18 protein-coding genes are annotated in these 21,233 nt (G+C 62.6%); 11 read left to right on the forward strand and 7 right to left on the reverse strand.

All coding sequences use genetic code 11. The annotated features are described in order from the left end of the window. Positions 1 to 583 precede the first annotated feature (583 nt). The 11 genes from BFQ01_RS23890 to BFQ01_RS23940 all read left to right on the forward strand — a co-directional run bounded on the left by BFQ01_RS23890 (position 584) and on the right by BFQ01_RS23940 (position 15,383). Complete coding sequence (locus BFQ01_RS23890) at positions 584 to 865, forward strand: peptidylprolyl isomerase (protein ID WP_044274278.1); 282 nt, start codon at positions 584 to 586, stop codon at positions 863 to 865. Between the two features lie 130 nt (positions 866 to 995). Further along, complete coding sequence (locus BFQ01_RS23895) at positions 996 to 2,855, forward strand: extracellular solute-binding protein (RefSeq protein ID WP_065927155.1); 1,860 nt, start codon at positions 996 to 998, stop codon at positions 2,853 to 2,855. Further along, complete coding sequence (locus BFQ01_RS23900; protein ID WP_065927156.1) at positions 2,855 to 3,916, forward strand: microcin C ABC transporter permease YejB; 1,062 nt, start codon at positions 2,855 to 2,857, stop codon at positions 3,914 to 3,916. Before BFQ01_RS23895 ends, BFQ01_RS23900 begins: the two co-directional genes overlap by 1 nt. Further along, the gene (locus BFQ01_RS23905) at positions 3,916 to 4,938 is read left to right on the forward strand and encodes an ABC transporter permease (RefSeq protein ID WP_065927157.1); all 1,023 of its coding nucleotides are present in this window, start codon (positions 3,916 to 3,918) and stop codon (positions 4,936 to 4,938) included. Before BFQ01_RS23900 ends, BFQ01_RS23905 begins: the two co-directional genes overlap by 1 nt. A gap of 10 nt (positions 4,939 to 4,948) precedes the next feature. After that, the gene (locus BFQ01_RS23910) at positions 4,949 to 6,523 is read left to right on the forward strand and encodes an ABC transporter ATP-binding protein (protein ID WP_065927158.1); all 1,575 of its coding nucleotides are present in this window, start codon (positions 4,949 to 4,951) and stop codon (positions 6,521 to 6,523) included. After that, complete coding sequence (locus BFQ01_RS23915) at positions 6,520 to 7,911, forward strand: sigma-54 interaction domain-containing protein (protein WP_065927159.1); 1,392 nt, start codon at positions 6,520 to 6,522, stop codon at positions 7,909 to 7,911. The genes BFQ01_RS23910 and BFQ01_RS23915 overlap by 4 nt, the downstream gene beginning before the upstream one ends. Before the next feature lie 292 nt (positions 7,912 to 8,203). Continuing rightward, on the forward strand, positions 8,204 to 9,595 hold the full coding sequence (locus tag BFQ01_RS23920) for a GntP family permease (RefSeq protein ID WP_065927160.1): 1,392 nt from the start codon (positions 8,204 to 8,206) through the stop codon (positions 9,593 to 9,595). Positions 9,596 to 9,602: 7 nt separating this feature from the next. Further along, positions 9,603 to 10,376 (forward strand): 3-hydroxybutyrate dehydrogenase, encoded by a 774-nt coding sequence (locus BFQ01_RS23925; protein WP_065927161.1) that lies wholly within the window; start codon positions 9,603 to 9,605, stop codon positions 10,374 to 10,376. A gap of 99 nt (positions 10,377 to 10,475) precedes the next feature. Further along, the gene (locus BFQ01_RS23930; protein WP_065927162.1) at positions 10,476 to 12,434 is read left to right on the forward strand and encodes an acetoacetate--CoA ligase; all 1,959 of its coding nucleotides are present in this window, start codon (positions 10,476 to 10,478) and stop codon (positions 12,432 to 12,434) included. Positions 12,435 to 12,568: 134 nt separating this feature from the next. After that, complete coding sequence (locus BFQ01_RS23935; RefSeq protein WP_065927163.1) at positions 12,569 to 15,076, forward strand: PAS domain-containing hybrid sensor histidine kinase/response regulator; 2,508 nt, start codon at positions 12,569 to 12,571, stop codon at positions 15,074 to 15,076. 31 nt (positions 15,077 to 15,107) lie between these two features. Continuing rightward, the gene (locus tag BFQ01_RS23940; RefSeq protein WP_010564624.1) at positions 15,108 to 15,383 is read left to right on the forward strand and encodes a peptidylprolyl isomerase; all 276 of its coding nucleotides are present in this window, start codon (positions 15,108 to 15,110) and stop codon (positions 15,381 to 15,383) included. Positions 15,384 to 15,444: 61 nt separating this feature from the next. Here the strand turns inward: BFQ01_RS23940 and BFQ01_RS23945 are convergent, their stop codons facing one another. The 7 genes from BFQ01_RS23945 to BFQ01_RS23975 form a co-directional block, all read right to left on the reverse strand. After that, complete coding sequence (locus BFQ01_RS23945) at positions 15,445 to 16,356, reverse strand: sugar kinase (protein ID WP_065927164.1); 912 nt, start codon at positions 16,354 to 16,356, stop codon at positions 15,445 to 15,447. A 10-nt stretch (positions 16,357 to 16,366) separates the two neighbouring features. Further along, positions 16,367 to 17,575 carry an amino acid deaminase gene (locus BFQ01_RS23950; protein ID WP_065927165.1) on the reverse strand — a complete coding sequence of 403 codons (1,209 nt, stop codon included), beginning with the start codon at positions 17,573 to 17,575 and terminating at the stop codon, positions 16,367 to 16,369. Between the two features lie 9 nt (positions 17,576 to 17,584). Beyond that, positions 17,585 to 18,349 carry an IclR family transcriptional regulator gene (locus BFQ01_RS23955; protein ID WP_065927191.1) on the reverse strand — a complete coding sequence of 255 codons (765 nt, stop codon included), beginning with the start codon at positions 18,347 to 18,349 and terminating at the stop codon, positions 17,585 to 17,587. A gap of 334 nt (positions 18,350 to 18,683) precedes the next feature. Next, positions 18,684 to 19,073: a RidA family protein gene (locus BFQ01_RS23960; protein ID WP_012723821.1), complete on the reverse strand. Its 390-nt coding sequence runs from the start codon at positions 19,071 to 19,073 to the stop codon at positions 18,684 to 18,686. Between the two features lie 16 nt (positions 19,074 to 19,089). Beyond that, positions 19,090 to 19,872: an amino acid ABC transporter ATP-binding protein gene (locus BFQ01_RS23965; protein WP_065927166.1), complete on the reverse strand. Its 783-nt coding sequence runs from the start codon at positions 19,870 to 19,872 to the stop codon at positions 19,090 to 19,092. Continuing rightward, on the reverse strand, positions 19,869 to 20,531 hold the full coding sequence (locus tag BFQ01_RS23970) for an amino acid ABC transporter permease (protein WP_065927167.1): 663 nt from the start codon (positions 20,529 to 20,531) through the stop codon (positions 19,869 to 19,871). Before BFQ01_RS23970 ends, BFQ01_RS23965 begins: the two co-directional genes overlap by 4 nt. A gap of 11 nt (positions 20,532 to 20,542) precedes the next feature. Then, on the reverse strand, positions 20,543 to 21,205 hold the full coding sequence (locus BFQ01_RS23975) for an amino acid ABC transporter permease (RefSeq protein WP_027608632.1): 663 nt from the start codon (positions 21,203 to 21,205) through the stop codon (positions 20,543 to 20,545). Positions 21,206 to 21,233 lie beyond the last annotated feature (28 nt).

A 21,233-nucleotide genomic window follows, 5' to 3' on the forward strand; every position in this document is an offset into this window, starting at 1 on the left:
GGTTAGCCGTCCTGGGCCAGGGATGGCCCATGACGGCGGCCCACGGATTCAAGCCTGCGTTCGGGCACACCGAGCCTAGGCGAGGTGCCGAGTGTTGGGGCAAGAGCCCTTTTGGTTACTTTTGGGGCTCTTTTCCAAAAGTGACCCGCCGTAAGGGCGGAACCCTAGGTCGCCGTTACCGCAGCAACGGATATGTACTCGATCTGATCCAACATCCTGGTCGGCTGTCAGGCCGCCATCGGGAGCAAGTCGAATCGTCGCACCGCCCCTCCCACATTTGATCTCCATACATCAGGTAGATACTAGTCTGCTCTGGATCTCACTCCATTACCGCAGCAACCGATATGCACTCGATCTGATCCAACATCCTGGTCGGCTGTCAGGCCGCCATCGGGAGCAAGTCGAATCGTCGCACCGCCCCTCCCACATGTGATCTCTATACATCAGGTAGATATCAGTCTGCTCTAGATCTCACGCCAATACCCAAGCTCAACGCCCCAACCTGAACCCCAGCGGAACTTTGCCAGGAAATAACCGCCTGAATCCGGTACGCTCACCGTTTTTACTCAAGGAGTTAATCCCCATGGCCAAAGCCACCGCCCGTCACATCCTCGTTGCCACCGAAGACAAGTGCAACGAACTCAAGGCCCAAATCGAAGGCGGCGCCGATTTCGCAGAAATCGCCAAAGCCAACTCCAGCTGCCCATCCAGCCGCCAGGGCGGTGACTTGGGTTCGTTCGGTCCAGGCCAGATGGTCAAGGAATTCGACACCGTCGTCTTCAGCGCCCCGGTCAATACCGTGCAAGGCCCGGTAAAAACCCAGTTCGGCTACCACCTGCTGGAAGTCACCAGCCGCCAGGACTGATCCCGTCCGCGCTGCTGCTTGAAACAACGGCCCGCCTCTTGGTGGGCCGTTGTGCATGTGACGACTGGCGACGCTGATGCCGTTAGCGTACAAATCCTTATTCTTCTCCACCCGGCGTTCAAGGCTGACAATGCGATTGGCTTTTTCCAGACTGTTCAGTACCTCCTTGGCCCTGCTGCTGGCCAGCAGCGCCGTGATCGCGGCGCCCCAACCGTCCATGACCGTGTACGGCGAACCGGCCAAGTATCCAGCCGGTTTCAGCCATTTCGACTACGCCAACCCCAACGCCCCCAAGGGCGGCAGCCTGCGGCGCTCGGCGCTGGAGATCGGGCGTTTCGACCATGTGCTGCCGTATATCGACAAAGGCATCGGCGTCTCCCAGGTCGACGGCTGGTTGTATGCGCCCCTGGCCCTGCGTTCCCTGGACGAGCCCTACACGGTGTATGGCCTGGTGGCCGAGAAGATGGAACGCGCGGAGGACGGCCTGTCCCTGCGTTTCTTCCTCAACCCCAAGGCGCGCTTTGCCGATGGCAAGCCGATCACCGCCGAAGACGTGCGCTACAGCTTCAACCTGCTGATGACCCAAGGCAGCCTGCGCTTTCGCACGCTGTTCGCCGACGTCAAGCACGTCGAAGTCGAAGGCCAGCGCCAGGTACGTTTTGATTTCTCCAGCAATGAAAACCGCACCCTGCCCCTGGATATCGCCACCCTGCCGGTGTTTCCCGAGCACTGGTGGAAAACTCGCGACTTCGCCAACGGCGGTGGCTACGAAGCCCCCCTGGGCAGCGGCCCGTACAAGGTCGGCAAGATTGACTCGGGCAGCACTATCACCTTTACCCGCGACCCCGACTGGTGGGGCAAGGACCTGCCCGTCAGCCGCGGCCTGTACAACTTCGATCACCTGAGCCTGGAGTACTTCGGTGACACCGAAGTGGCCCGCCAGGTACTGCGCGGTGGCGCCTACGACTTCAACCGTGAGTTTTCCGCCACCGGCTATTCCATCGGCTACAACGGCCCGGCCCTGGACGATGGCCGCCTGCAACGTGCGCACCTGGCCAAGGACATGCCGCAACCGGCCCAGGGTTATGTGTTCAACGTGCAAAAACCGATGTTCAAGGACCGTCGCGTGCGCCAGGCCCTGGCAATGCTGTGGGACTTCGAATGGGCCAACCGGCAGATGATGCGCAACCTGTACATCCGCCAGCAAAGCTACTTCTCCAACAGCCCGTTGGCCGCCACCCAACTGCCCACCCCGGAAGAACTGGCGATTCTCGAACCCTTGCGCGGGCAGATTCCCGACGAGGTATTCACCCAGGTGTTCAAGGCCCCGGTCACCGATGGCAGCGGCATGATCCGCGACAAACAGTTGCAAGCCCTGGCCCTGCTGGAAGAAGCCGGCTGGAAGCCAGACGGCGACAAACTGGTCAATGCCGAGGGCGAGCCGCTGGAGTTCACCTTCCTCAATGCCCAGAACGGCCTGGAACGCCTGTTGTTGCCGTACAAACGCAACCTCGCACAGATCGGCATTACCTTGAACATCCGCCGCATCGACTCTTCGCAATACGTGAACCGCCTGATGGCCCGCGACTACGACATGATCGTCACCGGCTTCCCGGTGACCACCTCGCCCGGCATGGAGCTGTACAACTACTTCGGCTCGACCGCCGCATTCGATCCGGGCGCCAACAACTACATGGTGCTCAAGGACCCGGCCGTCGACAGCCTGATCAAGGGCCTGGTCAAGGCCGACACCCAGGCGCAGATGCTCACCTATGCCCATGCCCTGGATCGGGTGCTGCAATGGAATTACCTGTGGATCCCCAATTACTACCCGCCCGGCACCTCCGCTGCGTGGTGGAACCGCTTCGGCCGTCCGGCCATCGAGGCCAGGAATGATGAAGCCCTGGAAACCTGGTGGGAAATCAGCCCTACCCCGCTGACCAATGAACAAATGAATGCCGAGTTGAAAAAACGCGCGGGAGCTCGCTGATGTTTGCCTATATCGTGCGGCGCCTGCTGCTGATCATCCCGACGCTGGTGATCATCCTGCTGGTCAACTTCGTGATCGTCCAGGCCGCCCCCGGCGGGCCGGTGGAACAAGCCATCGCCCACTTGCAGGGCATCGGCGGCGGCGCGGTCGGCGGCTCATCCGGCGACGCTGTCAGCAGCGGCTCCCGTGCCAGCCGCGGGCTGGACCCGAAACTGATCAAGGACATCGAAAAACAATACGGCTTCGACAAGCCCGCGCCGGAACGCCTGTGGCTGATGCTCAAGAGCTACGCCCAGCTGGATTTCGGCAACAGCTTCTTTCGCGGCGCCACCGTGATCGACCTGATCCTGGAAAAAATGCCGGTGACCATTTCCCTCGGCCTGTGGGCCACGCTGATCACTTACCTGGTGTCGATCCCCCTGGGCATTCGCAAGGCGGTGCGCCATGGCAGCAGCTTTGATGTGTGGAGCAGCACCGCCATTGTGATTGGCTACGCGATGCCGGCGTTTCTGTTCGCGATGTTCCTGATCGTGATGTTCGCCGGAGGCACGTCATTGAACTGGTTCCCGGTGCGCGGGCTGGTCTCGGAAAACTTCGCCGAACTGAGCACCGTGGGCAAGATCGCCGACTACTTCTGGCACCTGGTGCTGCCGGTCAGCGCGCTGGTAATCGGCGGTTTCGCCACCCTGACCATCCTGACCAAAAACTCGTTCCTCAATGAAATCACGCGCCAGTACGTAGTGACCGCCCGCGCCAAGGGCCTGAGCGAACGCCGGGTGCTGTACGGCCATGTGTTTCGCAACGCCATGCTGCTGGTGATCTCGGGGATTCCCCAGGCGTTCATCAGTGTGTTCTTTGCCGGTTCGCTGTTGATCGAGGTGATCTTTTCCCTCGATGGCCTCGGCCGCATGAGCTACGAAGCGGCCGTGTCCCGGGACTACCCGGTGGTGTTTGGCTCGCTGTTTATCTTCACCTTGTTTGGCCTGCTGATAAAGCTGATCGGCGACCTCTGCTACACCCTGGTGGACCCGCGTATCGACTTCGCCGCGAGGAACGCCTGATGCTTAACCTGTCTCCCGTGGCCCGTCGGCGTTTCGAACGCTTCAAGAAAAACCGTCGCGGCTGGTGGTCGCTGTGGCTGTTTATCGGGCTGTTTATCCTGACCCTGGGCGGCGAGTTGATCGCCAACGACAAGCCTCTGGTGCTCAGCTACAAGAACGAGCTGTATTTCCCGGCATTCAAGCGCTACACCGAGCAGCAGTTCGGCGGGCAACTGCCGTTCCAGGCCGATTACCGCAGTGACTACGTGCAAAAGCTGATCAAGCAGGACGGCGGTTGGATGCTGTTCCCGCCAATCCCGTTCAGCGACGACACCCCCAACTACGAACTGACCCGCCCGGCCCCCAGCCCGCCCTCGACGGTGAACTGGCTGGGTACCGATGACCAGTCGCGGGATGTGCTGGCACGGGTGATCTTCGGCGCGCGGGTGTCAATCCTGTTTGCCCTGGCACTCACCGCGATCAGCGCCACCATCGGCATCGCCGCCGGGGCCTTGCAGGGCTATTACGGCGGCTGGGTGGATCTGCTCGGCCAACGCATCCTTGAAGTGTGGTCCGGGCTGCCGGTGCTGTACCTGCTGATCATCCTGTCGGGGTTTGTCGAGCCGAACTTCTGGTGGTTGCTGGGGATCATGGCGCTGTTTTCCTGGCTGGCCCTGGTGGATGTGGTGCGCGCCGAGTTCCTGCGCGGGCGCAACCTGGAGTACGTCAAGGCCGCACGGGCCCTGGGCCTGGGCGACGGCAAGATCATTCGCCGGCACATCCTGCCCAACGCCATGACCGCCACCTTGAGCTACCTGCCGTTTATCCTCACCGGGGCGATTTCCACCCTGAGCGCCCTGGATTTCCTCGGTTTCGGCATGCCTGCGGGCAGTGCGTCACTGGGCGAGCTGATTGCCCAGGGCAAGCAGAACCTGCAAGCGCCGTGGCTGGGCCTGACGGCGTTTTTCACCTTGGCGCTGATCCTGTCGCTGCTGGTCTTTATCGGCGAGGCATTACGTGATGCCTTCGACCCACGCTCATGAGTGACTGCGTATGAACCTGATCGAAATCCGCGACCTCAGCGTCGCCTTCAGCGGCCAGACCGTGGTACGCAACCTGAGCCTGGACGTACGCCCCGGCGAGTGCCTGGCGCTGGTGGGCGAATCCGGCTCCGGCAAGTCGGTGACGGCGCACTCGATCTTGCAACTGCTGCCCGAGGCCGGCACCGACACCCGCGGCTCCGTGAAATATCGCGGCCAGGAACTGATCGGCGCCTCGGCGTCGACCTTGCAGAAACTGCGCGGCAACCGCATTGCGATGATCTTCCAGGAGCCGATGACCTCCCTCAACCCACTGCACAGCATCGAAAAACAGATCGGCGAAACCTTGCTGCTGCACAAGGGCCTCGGCGGCAAGGCGGCTCAGGCGCGCATCCTCGAGTTGCTGCAGTTGGTGGGTATCCAGAAACCACAGGAACGCCTCAAGGCCTATCCCCACCAACTCTCCGGGGGCCAACGCCAACGGGTGATGATCGCCATGGCCCTGGCCTGTGAGCCGGAACTGCTGATCGCCGACGAGCCCACCACCGCCCTCGACGTGACCGTGCAGCGCAAGATCCTGCTGCTGCTCAAGTCCCTGCAACACCGCCTGGGCATGTCGCTGCTGCTGATCAGCCATGACCTCAACCTGGTGCGCAGCATTGCCCAGCGGGTGTGCGTGATGCGTGCCGGCGAGATTGTCGAGCAGGCCGACTGCGAGGCGTTGTTCACGGCCCCCCAACACCCCTACAGCCGCCTGCTGCTGGACGCCGAGCCGTCCGGCGATGTGCTGTGCAGCGAGCCACGGGAGACCGTGCTGGACGTGCACGACCTGAGCGTGCAATTCCCCCTGGGCGGCGGCCTGTTCCGGCGCAAGACCTACCTGCGCGCGGTGGATGGCATCAGCCTCAGTGTGCAGCGCGGCAAGACCCTGGGGATTGTCGGCGAGTCCGGTTCGGGCAAGTCCACTCTCGGCCAGGCGATCCTGCGCCTGCTGGACTCCACCGGCAGCATCCGCTTCCAGGGCGAGTCTCTCGACCCGCTCAACCACAAGCAAATGCGCCCGTGGCGCAAACAGATGCAGGTGGTCTTCCAAGACCCCTACGGCAGCCTTAGCCCGCGCATGTCGGTGCAGCAGATCATCAGCGAAGGCCTGGAGGTGCATGCGCCGTGCAGCCTGGCCGACCGCGATGCGCAAGTGATCCAGGTGCTCAAGGACGTGGGCCTCGACCCCGCCAGCCGCCATCGCTTCCCCCATGAATTCTCCGGCGGCCAGCGCCAACGCATCGCCATCGCCCGCGCGCTGGTGCTCAAGCCGGCGCTGATGCTGCTGGATGAACCGACCTCGGCACTGGACCGTACGGTGCAGAAGCAGGTCGTAGCGTTGCTGCGTGAATTGCAGGAAAAGTACGGTCTGACCTACCTGTTTATCAGCCATGACCTCGCCGTGGTGCGCGCCATGGCCCATGACATGATCGTGATCAAGGACGGCAAGGTGGTGGAGCGCGGGCCGAGCCATGACGTTTTCGAAGCACCGCAGCACCCGTATACCAAAGAACTCCTGGCGGCGGCCGGCGGGCTGTCGTCATGAGTACCAGCCTGACGGACTACCAACAGGTTCGCGGCCTGGCGATCCAGTCGCTGTTCGAGATCATCGAGCAGTCCAGCGAAGGCACGGTGATTGTCGACCGCGACGCCAATATCGTCTGGATGAATGAGCGCTACGCCAAGCGCTTCGGCCTCAAGAGTGCCGATGAAGCCATCGGCCAGCCGTGCGAGCGGGTGATTTCCAACAGCCTGTTGCGCCAGGTGGTGCGCACCGACCGGCCGATTCTGCTGGACATCCAGGACACCCCCAAAGGCCCTTTGGTGGTGATGCGCCTGCCGATCCACAACGACGCCGGTGCAGTGATCGGTGCGATTGGCTTTGCCTTGTTCGATGAGCTGCGCAACCTGTCGCCGCTGATCGAACGCTACCTGAGCATGCAGCAGGAACTGGCCTCCACCCGCTCGTTGCTGCGCTCACGCCAGAGCAAGTACAACTTCGCGCACTTTATCGGCACCAGCGCCGCCAGCCTGGAAGTCAAACGCCGTGCACGACGCAGCGCAAGCGCCGAATCGCCGGTGCTGCTGCTGGGCGAGACCGGTACCGGCAAGGAATTGCTCGCCCAGGCGATCCACGGTGCCTCACCGCGTGCGCACAAGGCGTTTGTCAGCATCAACAGCGCGGCGATTCCCCATGACCTGCTGGAAGCCGAGTTCTTCGGCACCGCGCCGGGCGCCTTTACCGGTGCCGATCGCAAGGGCCGTCCAGGCAAGTTCCAGATTGCCCAGGGCGGCACGCTGTTCCTCGATGAAATCGGCGATATGCCGCTGCCGCTGCAAAGCAAGCTGCTGCGGGTGTTGCAGGAAAAGGAATTCGAACCGGTGGGTTCCAACGAAATGCTGCACAGCGATGTACGGGTGATCGCGGCCACCTCCATGGACCTGGAAGCGGCGATCAAGCGCGGTGAGTTCCGTGCGGACCTGTATTACCGCCTGAACGTATTGCCGATCCAGGTGCCGCCGCTGCGTGAACGGCTGGAGGACATTCCGGCGCTGAGCGAAGCGATCCTCGAGGAACTGCGCAGCCAGCATGAACTGGACCGCGAGGCCCTGGCGCTGTTGGCGCAGCATGCGTGGCCGGGGAACATCCGCGAACTGCGCAACGTGCTGGAGCGCGCGGCGTTGCTGAGCGATGACCTGGTGCTGAACGCTAGGGACATTCGCGCGGCGATTGGCACGTTCAGCCCGGTGACGCGCGGCGCAGTGGACACGGTTGAGGGTGAGACGTTTGCGGCGGCGCGGGAGCGGCTTGATCGGCAGGTGATTGCGGCGGCACTCCAGGCGTGTGACGGGAATGTGGTGGAGGCGGCCAGGCGATTGGGGCTGGGGCGGTCGACGTTGTACAAGAAGATGGTGGCACTTGGAATCGCCTGATCTCCAAACAGAGACAAAATTCTCCATAGAAAGACACTCCCTGTGGGAGGGGGCTTGCTTCCGATAGCATCAGGCCAGTCAACACATTTACTGGCTGATGCACCGCTATCGGGGCAAGCCCCCTCCCACATTTGGTCTTCATTTGTCTCTAAATTGAGACAGCATGCAAAAACACTCCAAAGAAATTAAAAAATATCCATATATTTCAACAGCTTGAAAATATGGCACACATCTCGCTATAGCCCTCCCCACTGCTTCACCCACAACAATAACAATCCGATGGAGACACACCATGAGTGTGATCATTGCCCTGGCAGCGCTCGCGTTGCTGATGCTGGCTGCCTACCGTGGCTATAGCGTTATCCTGTTTGCCCCCATCGCCGCCCTCGGCGCCGTGCTACTCACCGACCCGTCCGCCGTCGCCCCTGCCTTTACCGGGGTGTTCATGGAGAAAATGGTCGGCTTTATCAAACTGTATTTCCCGGTATTCCTGCTCGGTGCGGTGTTCGGCAAGCTGATCGAGCTGTCGGGTTTCTCGCGCTCTATCGTGGCGGCGGCGATCCGTTTGCTCGGCACGCGCCAGGCGATGCTGGTGATCGTGCTGGTCTGCGCCCTGCTCACCTATGGTGGCGTGTCGCTGTTTGTGGTGGTGTTTGCGGTGTACCCGTTTGCGGCGGAGATGTTCCGCCAGAGCAATATCCCCAAGCGCCTGATCCCAGCGACCATCGCCCTCGGTGCGTTCTCGTTCACCATGGACGCCCTGCCCGGCACGCCGCAGATCCAGAACATCATCCCCAGCACCTTCTTCAACACCACCGCCTGGGCGGCGCCGTGGCTGGGGTTGATCGGCACGATTTTCGTGTTCTGCGCCGGCATGCTCTACCTGGCGCGCCAGCGCAACAAGGCCCAGCGCGCGGGTGAAGGCTACGGCACCGAGCTGCGCAACGAGCCTGAGACCGCCGAGAACATTGCCCTGCCCAACCCGTGGATCGCGCTGTCGCCGCTGATCCTGGTGGGCGTGATGAACCTGCTGTTCACCCACTGGATCCCACAGTGGTACGGCAAGACCCACAGCCTCAGCCTGCCGGGCATGAGCGCACCGGTGACCACTGAAATCGCCAAGCTCACCGCGATCTGGGCGGTGCAGGCGGCGTTGCTGGTGGGCATCATCATGGTGCTGGTATTCGGCTGGTCGGCGATCAAAAGTAAGCTCGCCGACGGCAGCAAAAGCGCGGTCAGCGGCGCATTGCTGGCGGCGATGAACACCGCTTCCGAATATGGCTTCGGCGCGGTGATCGCTTCGCTGCCGGGCTTCCTGGTGCTGGCGGACTGGCTCAAGGGCATCCCCAACCCGCTGGTCAACGAAGCGATTACCGTGACCCTGCTGGCCGGTATCACCGGCTCTGCGTCCGGCGGCATGAGCATCGCCCTGGCGGCCATGTCCGAGAGCTTTATTGCGGCGGCCCATGCGGCCAATATTCCTCTTGAAGTGCTGCACCGGGTCGCGGCCATGGCCAGCGGCGGCATGGACACCCTGCCCCACAACGGCGCGGTGATCACCCTGCTGGCTGTGACCGGCCTGACCCACCGCGAAGCCTACAAGGACATTTTCGGCATCACGATCATCAAGACCCTCGCGGTGTTCGTGGTGATCGGTACTTTCTACGCCACCGGCATTGTGTGAGGTTTTCATGACGAGATTGAACGGCAAGACCGCCCTGGTTACCGGCTCCACCAGCGGCATCGGCCTGGGTATCGCCCTGAGCCTGGCCAAGGCCGGAGCCAACCTGATCCTCAACGGCTTCGGCGACGCCAGCGCGGTGGTCGCCCAGGTGCAGGCGTTTGGCGGCAAGGTCGGCCATCACCCGGCGGACGTCAGCGACCCGGCGCAGATCGCCGACATGCTCGCCTACGCCGAGCGTGAGTTCGGCGGTGTCGACATCCTGGTCAACAACGCCGGCATCCAGCACGTGGCGGCGGTGGAGGACTTCCCGCTGGAGCGCTGGGACGCGATCATCGCGATCAACCTGTCCTCGGTGTTCCACAGCACACGCTTGAGCCTGCCGGGCATGAAGGCCAAGGGCTGGGGGCGTATCGTCAACATCGCCTCGGTGCACGGCCAGGTCGGCTCGGTGGGCAAGGCCGCGTATGTGGCGGCCAAGCACGGCGTGATCGGCTTGACCAAGGTGGTGGGCCTGGAGACCGCCACCAGCAACGTGACCTGCAACGCGATCTGCCCCGGCTGGGTGCTGACGCCGCTGGTGCAGAAGCAGATTGATGATCGCGTGGCCAATGGCGTCGATCCGCAGCAGGCGCAACATGATCTGCTGGCGGAGAAACAGCCGTCACTGGAGTTCGTGACGCCGTCGCAGCTGGGAGAGCTAGTGCTGTTCTTGTGCAGCGAGGCCGGGGCCCAGGTGCGGGGGGCGGCGTGGAACATTGATGGTGGCTGGCTGGCCCAATAAAACCAGACACTGGAGTTCTAAACTGTGGGGGGCAACCCCCCCTCCCACAGTTGATCTATGTTGACGGGTAGATTTTTACAAGAACAAGAGACCGTGCTGATGTCCGAAATCCTCTGGCAACCTTCCCCCGAACGCATCCACACCACGCGAATGGACCAGTTCCGGCGCTTTATCAATGATCGCCACGGCGTGCAGCTCAGCGACTATCCGGCCCTGCACCAGTGGAGCATCGACCAGCGCCCGGACTTCTGGCAGGCGATCGTCACGTTCTTCGATGTGCAGTTTCGCAGCCCGCCCAGTGCAGTGCTGATCGAAAACGTCGAGATGCCCAGCGCCCAGTGGTTTCCCGGCGCGACCCTGAATTTTGCCGAACACCTGTTACGCCGCCGCGACGATCACCCGGCGGTGGTCGCGATCAGCGAAGACGGCCAGCGCGAACAACTGACCTACGCCGAACTGGCCGCCCACGTCGCCGGCCTGCAGGACAGCCTGCGGGCGGCCGGTGTCGGCCGCGGTGACCGGGTCGCCGCGTGCATGCCCAATACCTGGCAAACCCTGGTCGGCATGCTTGCCACCACCAGTCTCGGCGCGATCTGGTCATGCTCCTCGCCAGACTTCGGCACCCAAGGCGTCATCGACCGCTTCGGCCAGATCGAGCCCAAGGTGCTGATCACCTGCGCCGGGTACCGCTACGCCGGTAAAACCATCGACCAAAGCGCCAAGCTCAATGAAATCCTCAAACGCCTGCCGTCCCTGGAGCAATTGATCATCGTCCCGTATGCACGGCCCCAGGCCTGCGTCGAGGACTATCAGACCCAGGCCCGCGTCGCCCTCTGGAACGACTTCTACCAACCCGGCGGCGAGCCTGAATTCGTCGCGGTGCCGTTCGACCATCCGCTGTATATCCTCTATTCCAGCGGCACCACCGGCGTGCCCAAATGCATCATCCACGGCACCGGCGGCGTGCTGCTCACCCACCTCAAGGAACACGGCCTGCACGCGGACATATCCAGCGAGGACTGCCTGTTCTACTACACCACCTGCGGCTGGATGATGTGGAACTGGCTGGTCTCGGTGCTGGCCATCGGGGCCACGGCGGTGCTGTATGACGGCTCGCCGTTTCACCCCGGCCCGGAACGCTTGATCGACCTGATCGACGCGGAAAAGATCAGCGTGTTCGGCACCAGCCCCAAGTTCCTTGCCACCCTGGAAAAGGCCGGGCTGCAACCGCGCCTGAGCCACGACCTGGGCAGCCTCAAGGGCCTGATTTCGACCGGCTCGCCCTTGTCGCCCCAGAGCTACGACTACGTGTACCGCGAGATCAAGGCCGAGCTGTGCCTGTCATCGATGTCCGGTGGCACCGATATCGTCTCCTGCTTTGTGATCGGCAATCCGGTGCTGCCGGTGCGGCGCGGGGAAATGCAATGCAAGAGCCTGGCGATGGCCATCGAGGTGTGGGACGACCAGGGCCGGCCGTTGGTCGGGGAAAAAGGCGAGTTGGTGTGCACCCGGCACTTTCCGGCGATGCCCATCGGTTTGTGGAACGACCCGGACCGGCAGAAGCTGCGCGCCTCGTATTTCAGTCAGTTCCCCGGCATATGGGCCCAGGGCGACTACGCCGAGCAACGCGCCAACGGCAGCCTGCTGATTCACGGCCGCTCCGACGCGGTGCTCAACCCGGGCGGCGTGCGCATCGGCACTGCGGAGATTTATCGACAGGTGGAAAAAGTCCCGCAGGTGCTGGAAAGCCTGGCCATCGGCCAACGCTGGCAGGACGATGTGCGGGTCGTGCTGTTTGTGCGCCTGGATGACGGGATCGAACTGGATGAGGACCTGGAGCAACAGATCCGCCAGGTGATCCGCGCCAACACCACGCCGCGCCATGTGCCGGCGAAGATCCTCGCCGTCAGCGATATCCCGCGCACCATCAGCGGCAAGATCGTCGAACTGGCGGTGCGTAACGTGGTGCACGGCGAGCCGGTGAAGAATACCGACGCACTGGCCAACCCGCAGGCCCTGGAGCAATTTCGCGACCGCCCCGAACTGGCGGAAAGATGAAAGGTTTCAGCCCTGCCGCACTCATTTGAAGACAAACCCTCAATGCATGCTATTTTTCGAGGGTAGTCACCCATCGGTGTCCCACGGGATAATGGGTGTTGTCATTTTTCAAAGCGTTACGCTCAGGGCTTTTTATGAAGGGAACAACCACCGGCAGCGAAGCCGCTGCATTGATTGCGCGGCTGGACTGGGCGCACAGCCCCCTCGGTGAGGCCAATGATTGGCCGCAAAGCCTGCGCACAGCCGTGGACATCGTCATCCACTCACCGATGCCGATGCTCCTGCTGTGGGGCAGCGAACTCACCCAACTCTACAACGACGGCTTCGCCTTGCTGGCGGGCAATAAACACCCGGAGGCCATGGGCCAGCCGGCGCACCAGACCTGGCCGGAACTCGAAAGCTTCACTGCGCCGATCTACGACGCCGTGCTGACCGGCCAGGTGCGCACCTTCAGCGAGCAGCGTTTTGTCCTGCAACGCAACAATCGCGATACCGAAATCTGGCTGGACCTGACCTACAGCCCGATCCGCGATGAACGCGCCAATGTGGCCGGCATCCTGGTCACGGCCATCGAAACCAACGAACGGCGCAAGGCCCAACACAACACCGAACAACGCCTGCAACTGGCCCTGGCCGCCACCGATGCGGTGGGCACCTGGGACTGGGACATTGGCGAAGACCGCTTTATCGCCGACGCGCACTTCGCCTACCTGCACGGGGTTGATCCAAGCGACGCCAGCCGGTTGCCGATCAGCGACTACCTGCAAGGCGTACATCCCGAAGATCGCGGCATGGTGGCGCGCAGCATCAAGCATTGCATCACCTACGGCACTGAATACGCCGAGGAATATCGCCTGCAACAAGCCGACGGCCAGGTGCGCTGGGTGTTCGCCCGGGGGCGTTGCTACAAGGATCATCAAGGCCGCCCCGCGCGCTTCCTCGGCGCGGCACTGGACCTCACCGAGCGCAAAAACACCGAGCAGGCCCTGCGCCAGAGCCAGACCGAACTGCAGTTGATCATCAACGCCATGCCGGTGCTGATCGGCTACGTCGACCACGAGCAGCGCTTTCGCCTGAACAACAGTGCCTACCTCGACTGGTACGGCATGACGCCCCAGGAGCTGTACGGCAAGACCATCCGCGAGGTGCTCGGCGACGATGTGTACGCCGGGCGCGAGGACAAGATCACCGCTGCGCTCAGGGGCAAGGCCTGCAGTTTCATGACCGTCACCCCCCATCGCGATGGCCGCCCGCGCCATGCGTTGATGAAATACCTGCCGCGCTTCAGCAATGACGGCTCGGTGAACGGTTTCTACATCTTTGTCATCGATGAAACCGAACGCAAACTCACCGAAGAAGCCCTGCGCCACCTCAACGAAAACCTCGAGGAGCGCGTGGCCCAGCGCACCCAGGCGCTGGCCGAAGCCAACGAACGCCTGCAAAACGAGATGTTCGAGCGCGAGCGCGCCGAAGATGCCCTGCGCCATGCGCAGAAGATGGAAGCGGTGGGCCAGCTCACCGGCGGTATCGCCCACGACTTCAATAATATGCTCACCGGCATCATCGGCAGCCTGGACCTGATGCAGCGCTACATCGCCGCCGGGCGCAGCGACGAGATCGGCCGCTTTACCGACGCCGCCGTGTCCTCGGCCCATCGCGCGGCCGCCCTCACCCACCGTCTGCTGGCGTTTTCGCGGCGCCAGTCGCTGGACCTTCGCCCGCTGGATCCGAACCAGTTGGTAGCGTCCCTGGAGGAGCTGTTCCAGCGCACCAAGGGCGCGCATATCACGCTCAAGGTGCAACTGGGCCGCGACATCTGGCCGGTCAACACCGACGCCAGCCAACTGGAAAACGCCCTGCTCAACCTGGTGATCAACGCACGCGACGCCATGCCCGATGGCGGCGAACTGCTGATCGAAACCGCTAACAGTTACCTGGACGGCACCGATATCACCACCCTCGAACCGGTCAGGGCCGGCGACTACGTGATGCTCGGCGTGTGTGACAACGGCAGCGGCATGGCACCGAAGATTCTCGCCAAGGCGTTCGACCCGTTCTTCACCACCAAACCCATCGGCCAGGGCACCGGCCTGGGGCTGTCGATGATCTATGGGTTTGCCCAGCAGTCCGGTGGCCACGTGACCATCCAGAGCGAACCGGGCCAGGGTACCTGCGTGCGCCTGTACCTGCCGCGCCTGCACGGCACCTCCCTGGAAAGCAGCCAGCCCGCCCATCTGGGCGAAGTCCCGCTGGCCCTTGCCGGCGAAGCGGTGGTGGTGGTCGAGGATGACCCGGCGGTGCGCATGCTGGTGGTCAATGTGCTCGACGAGTTGGGTTATACCGCACACCAGGCGGGGGATGCGCGTGCAGCGCTGCCGTTGCTGGAGTCGGACTTGCGCGTGGACCTGCTGGTGACAGACGTCGGCCTGCCCGGCATGAACGGCCGCCAACTGGCGGAGATCGCTCGCCAGCATCGGCCGGGGCTCAAGGTGCTGTTCATGACCGGCTACGCGGAGAAAGCCGCCGAACGCCAGGGCTTCCTGGAGGACGGCATGGACATGGTCGCCAAGCCGTTTTCCATCGACCTGCTGGCGACCAAAATCCGCAGCATGATCAGCGTCGATGATTCAGTTCAGGCATAATCGCGCGCCGTCGCACACCTGGTAGAGACCGATGAAAGCCCAAGCCCGCCATATCCTGGTGAAAACCAGCGAAGAAGCCGAACAACTCAAGCAGCGCATTGCCAAGGGCGAAGCCTTTGATGTGCTGGCCAAGAAGTACTCCACGTGCCCGTCCGGCAAGCGCGGCGGCGACTTGGGTGAAGTGCGGCCGGGGCAGATGGTCGGGGTGATCGATGCGGTGATCTTCAAGAAACCGGTGAAGGTGGTGCACGGGCCGATCAAGAGCAAGTTCGGGTATCACCTGGTGCAGGTGTTTTACCGGGATTGAGGCTTTGGCTTAAGACCGCTATCGGGGGCAAGCCCCCGATCCGCCGCAGGCGGCCATTCACCTACTCCCTGGGGATCAGCGCCCCCGGCACCTGGATAACCCGGCTCGCCAATCGATGCCCGGCCAAAGCAGCCTCCTGGGGCGAACCACCCTTGAGCCGACTGGCCAGGTACGCCGCACTGAACGAATCCCCCGCCGCCGTGGTGTCCACCACCTTCTCCACCTTCAGCGCCGGCACGGCAAGGCGCTCGCCGTCGCAACGGATCAAACACGCATCCGCACCGCGCTTGAGCACCACTTCCGCAATCGCCGGGTACGCCGCGAATACCTGTTCGCTGTCGGCATAACCAAACAACGCGCGTTCGTCATCCTCGGTCAGCAAGGCGATATCCACCTCGGCCAGTACGCTGCGATAAGCCTCGCGGGCAACGTCCACCGTGGCCCAGAGCCGTGGCCGGTAGTTGTTGTCAAACACCACTGCGCCGCCACGTCGGCGGGTTTCGATCAGCACTTCGAGCAAGCGCTGGCGCCCGACTTCACCCAGCACCGCCAGGGTAATGCCGCTGAAATACACCACGTTGTAGTCCGGCAATGCCGCCAGGATCGGCGCAGCCGCCGGCGTGGTAAAGCAGTCGCGCACGGCCGCTTCGTTGCGCCAGTAGAGGAATTTGCGCTCGCCGTTGGCATCGGTCTGGATGCAGTACAAGCCGGGCAAACGTCCGGGCAGGCGCTGGACCCGCTCCAGCCCCAGGCCTTCTTCGGCCCAGTGCGCACACATGGCGTCGCTGAAGCTGTCATCGCCCAAGGCGGTGACATAGTCTACCGTGCCGATATCCCCCAGCTCACGGCGCAGGTACACCGCCGCATTCAGGGTATCGCCGCCGAAGCTCTGTTGCAGGCTGCCATCGGCGCGGTGTTGCAATTCGATCATGCATTCGCCGATCAGGGCGATGCTGGGATGGGTGGTGGTCATGGCTTTACACTCAGAAACGGGTTTCCAGGGACTCGATCACCCGCAACTGCTCATCCACCAGGCAGCCGACCTGCCACTTGTCGAAGGTCAGGCAAGGGTGCGAGGTGCCGAAGGAAATGATGTCGCCGATGCGCAGCTCGACACCTGCCGCGACGGTCATGAAGGCGTGCTGGTCCATCACGGCGGTGACGGTGCAGGCGCTCACATCATCGCCTTCCGCCGGCAGGATCCCGGCGCGATAGCGTTTAAGCGGCACCGGCAAACCGGCGTCGTAGGCCACGTCGCGCTTGCCCAGGGCGATCACCGCAAACCCCGGCTCAGGCAACGATTGCACATGGGCCCAGACTTCCAGGGCCGGGCGCAGGCCTTCCTGGAGGTCGCCGCGGCGGTCGAGCACGCAGCACTGCGCCTCTTTGTAGATGCCATGGTCGTGGGCCACATAGCTGCCGGGGCGCAGCACGCTGAGGAAACGACCAGCTGCGTTTTGGGTTTCGAAGGACTCGGCGATCAGGTCGTACCAGGCCGACCCCGACGCCGTGATAATAGGCTTGGGCAGGTCGAAGGCCCCGTTGTCTTGCAGGTCCACGGCCAGGCGCACCAGGCTCGCGGCGAAGTCGCGGATGCCACTGATGGCGTGCTCGCCGTGGATCACACCTTCGTAGCCTTCGATACCGGTGAGGGCCAGGGCTGGTTGGGCCTTGATCGCCTTGGCCAGGTCGCGCACTTCCTGCTCGCTGCGGCAACCGCAACGGCCACCGACCACGCCGTATTCGATCATCACGTTGAGGCGCAGGCCACGGGCAGCGAAGAACAGGCCCAGGTCGGCGACGTTGTCCGGGTGGTCGACCATGCAGTGGAAGTCGAAATCCTTGTCGGCCAGCAGGTCGGCGATCAACGCCATGTTCGGTGCGCCCACCAACTGGTTGGCCATCAGCACCCGGCGCACGCCACCGGCATAGGCGGCGCGGGTCTGCACCGCGTTGGCCAGGGTGATGCCCCAGGCGCCCGCAGCAAGCTGGCGCTGGAACAACGCCGGCATCATGCTGGTCTTGCCGTGGGGCGCCAGTTCCGCGCCGCTGTTGCTGACGAAATCCTGCATCCAGCGAATGTTGTGCTCCAGGGCATCGCGGTGCAGCACCAGGGCGGGCAGGCCGACGTCGCGGACCAGGTGGGCACCGACGGCGGCGGCGCCCTTTTCAACGGCATTGATGGCTGACATGGAAAACTCCTATTCGTTGATGCGACGAGCCAGGTTGTTGGCGCTGTCGATCAACACCCGGCGATAGTCGTTGTAGTTTTTGCTCGCATCGGCCCGAGGGGCGACGATGCACAGCGTCGCAATGCTGATGCCCTGCGCGTCCCGGACCGGGGCGGCAAAGCAGTGGGTAAAGGTGTCGGCCACGCTGTCGAAGGAAAAGAACCCGTCGAGGGTGGCCTGGCGGATTTGCGCGAGAAAGGTCTCCAGCGGCAGGCGCTGGCCGTCCGGCAGGATAAAGTCGTCGTGGTCGATCAGGTCGATGATCTGCTGGTCGCTCAAGTGCCCCAGCAACAGGCGCCCGGAGGCGGTCCATGGGATCGGCGCGTCTTCACCGATGTCCGAGGAAATGCGGAAATGCCGCTCGCCTTCGCGCATCAGCGCCACCGTGTATTTGCGCCCGTTGAGCAGGCACATCTGCGCGGTTTCGTGGGTTTGGCTGACGATCTCCTGCAAGGCGTGGTCGGCCTCGCGGGTCAGGTCGAAATGGCGTAGATGCGCCTGGCCGAGGAAGTACAACTGACGGCCGAGGTAGACGTGACCGTCCTTGCCCACGGTTTCGAGGATGCGCCGCTCCAACAAGGAGGCGACCAATTCGTAGACCGTGGATTTGGGGCTGCCGATGCCGCTGGCAATATCATTCGGGCGCAGGGGCTGGCCGATTTCCTTGAGAAAATCGAGGATATCGAATGCACGGTCCAGGCCTTTGGCGCGGCGTTTGATGGTGTCTTCGGTCATGGCAATTTCGGTCCGGTCGAAATGGTAGGGCTGGCGCAGGTCCACTGTGGGAGGGGGCTTGCCCTAATGCCAGTCAGTTAAGCGTACATCGCCTCCTGTAGGAGCGAGCTTGCTCGCGAAAAACGTCAACGATAACGCGTGCTTCCTGAATGAACGCGGCGCCTGTGAGTTTTTCGCGAGCAAGCTCGCTCCTACAAAAAGCCTTAACTGACTGGCATTAGGGCTTGCCCCCGATGGCGGCGTGTCAATCAACACATCTGTTACTGATACACCGCTATCGGGTTCAAGCCCCCTCCCACATTTGATCTCTGGTGGGCTTAAGAGTGAGGGCAATTTAGCCCTTTTTCTTGTAGGCCACGCAATCAATCTCGACCTTGCAGTCCACCATCATGTTGGCCTGCACACAGGCCCGCGCCGGGGCGTGTTCCGGGGTGAAGTATTCGCCGAAGACCTTGTTGAAACTCCAGAAGTCCCGCGGGTCTTCCAGCCACACGCCAACCCGCACCACGTCTTTCAACTCGTAGCCGGCTTCTTCGAGGATTGCCACCACATTGCGCAGGGTCTGCCGGGTTTGCTCGATGATCCCGCCGGTGATGATTTCGCCGTCCACCGCAGGCACTTGGCCCGAGACGTACAACCAACCGTCCGCTTCCACCGCGCGGGCGAAGGGACGCGGCTGGCCACCGCCGGCCGTACTGCCGGCTCCGTAACGAGTGATGCTCATAAAACGATGCTCCTGATTAAAAACGAATGTTCTTGAGAAATTCCGCCAGGCGCGGCGATTGCGGCCGCTCGAAGATGTCCTTCGACGAGCCCTGCTCTTCAATCCGGCCCTGGTTCATGAAGACGATCTTGTCCGAGACTTCATAGGCAAAGCGCATCTCGTGGGTGACCAGCAACATGGTCATGCCCTCTTCCGCCAGGCCCTTGATCACACTGAGCACCTCGCCCACCAATTCCGGGTCGAGGGCCGAAGTGACTTCGTCGAAGAGCATCAGGCTCGGGTTCATGGCAATGGCACGGGCTATCGCCACACGCTGTTGCTGGCCGCCGGACAGCTGGCCGGGGAAGTGATCGCGGCGCTGCAGAAGTCCTACACGGTCCAACCATTTTTCCGCGAGTGCCACCGCCTCGTCCTTAGGCATTTTCTTAACTTTCAACAGGCCGAGGGTGACGTTCTGCAACGCGCTCAGATGGGGAAACAGGTTGAACTGCTGGAACGCCATGCCGGTCATCGCCCGGTGCTGGGCGATCACGCGTTCGGGGTGACGCACGCGCTTGCCGCCGATGTCGCTGTAGCCAATGGACTCGCCATCCAGGGTGATCTGCCCACCCTGGAACTCTTCGAGCAGGTTGACGCAACGCAGCAAGGTGGTCTTGCCCGAGCCGCTGGAGCCGATCAACGTCACCACGTTGCCGCGCGCCATGGACAGGTCGACGCCCTTGAGCACTTCGACCTCGCCGTATTGTTTACGCAGGCCGCGGATGTCCAGCAGCGGCTCGGTTATTTGAGGTTGGTTCATGGCAAGGCCACCCGTTTTTCAATGTAGCGCCCGAATAACTCGATGGCGTAGTTGATGACAAAGAACAGAAACCCGGCGAACAGGTAGAACTCCAGGGTCATGAAGGTACGTGCGATCACCTGCTGGGTACTCAGCAGCAATTCAGCCACGCCGATCACCGAGAGCAAGGTCGAGGCCTTGACGATTTCCGTCGAGGAGTTGACCCAGGTCGGCAGGATCTGTCGCAGCGCCTGGGGCAGCAGCACGTAGGCCAGGGACTGCCGGAATGTCAGGCCAATCGCCTTGCCTGCTTCCAACTGCCCACGGGGAATGGCTTGCAGTGCACCGCGCACGATTTCCGACACGTGGGAGCCGCAAAACAGCGTGAGCCCGACGGCGCCGGCCTGGAACGCGGTGATTTTCCAGCCGAGCGCCGGCAGCATGTAGAAACACGCCAACACCAGCACAAACACCGGCGTGCCACGGATCAGGTCGACATACAGGCGAAACGGTGCGCGCATCCAGAATTTGCCGTAGGTCAGGATCAACCCGGCGACGATACCGATCAGCGTGCCAAAGACAATCGCCAGTGCCGACACCGCGACACTGGCCTGAAACCCCGCCCAGAGCGTATCCCGGGCGATCCACAACTCATGCAGCCAGCTGGGGGACTCGTACATGGACACCCTCCTTAACGACGGATCGCCAGACGCTGTTCCAGGTAACGGAGCAGCATGGCAATGAGGTAACAGGCCGCCACGTAGAGCGCGGTCGTGACCAGCCAGGTTTCAATCACCCGGTAGCTTTCGACGTTGATCTTGCGGGCGTAATAGGTCAGTTCGGGCACTGCGATGGCGGCGGCCAGGGAAGTGTCCTTGAACAGCGAAATGAAGTTGTTCGACAGCGCGGGCAGTACGTTGCGCAGCATCACTGGCACGGTGATATAGGCGCGGATCCGCCATTCGCCGAGGCCGATGGCCAGTCCGGCTTCACGCAAGCCCTTGGGAATATTCAACAGCCCGGCGCGGAACACTTCGGTCAGGTAGGCACCGGCGTACAGCGACAGGGTGATGATGAACGAGGGGATCTTGTCCAGGCGGATACCCAGGCTGGGCAAGGCGAAGTAGATCAACAGGATCAGCACCAGGATCGGCGTATTGCGGATCACCGTCACATACACCGAGGCCAGGATTCGCAACGCACGATGTCTGGACAGCATGGCAAACGCCATCAACAGGCCGATCACGCAGCCGATGGCGATCGACAGCAATGCCAGTTGCAGGCCCAGGCCGAGCCCCGCCAGCAAAGTGTCGAAATCGCGCCACACGGCGGCAAAGTTCAACTGATAGTTCATGGTCAGCAGTACCTGATGGGGGCGCCGT

The sequence above is a fragment of the Pseudomonas sp. 8 R 14 genome, from assembly GCF_900005955.1.
GTDB classification, from domain to species: Bacteria; Pseudomonadota; Gammaproteobacteria; order Pseudomonadales; family Pseudomonadaceae; genus Aquipseudomonas; species Aquipseudomonas marginalis.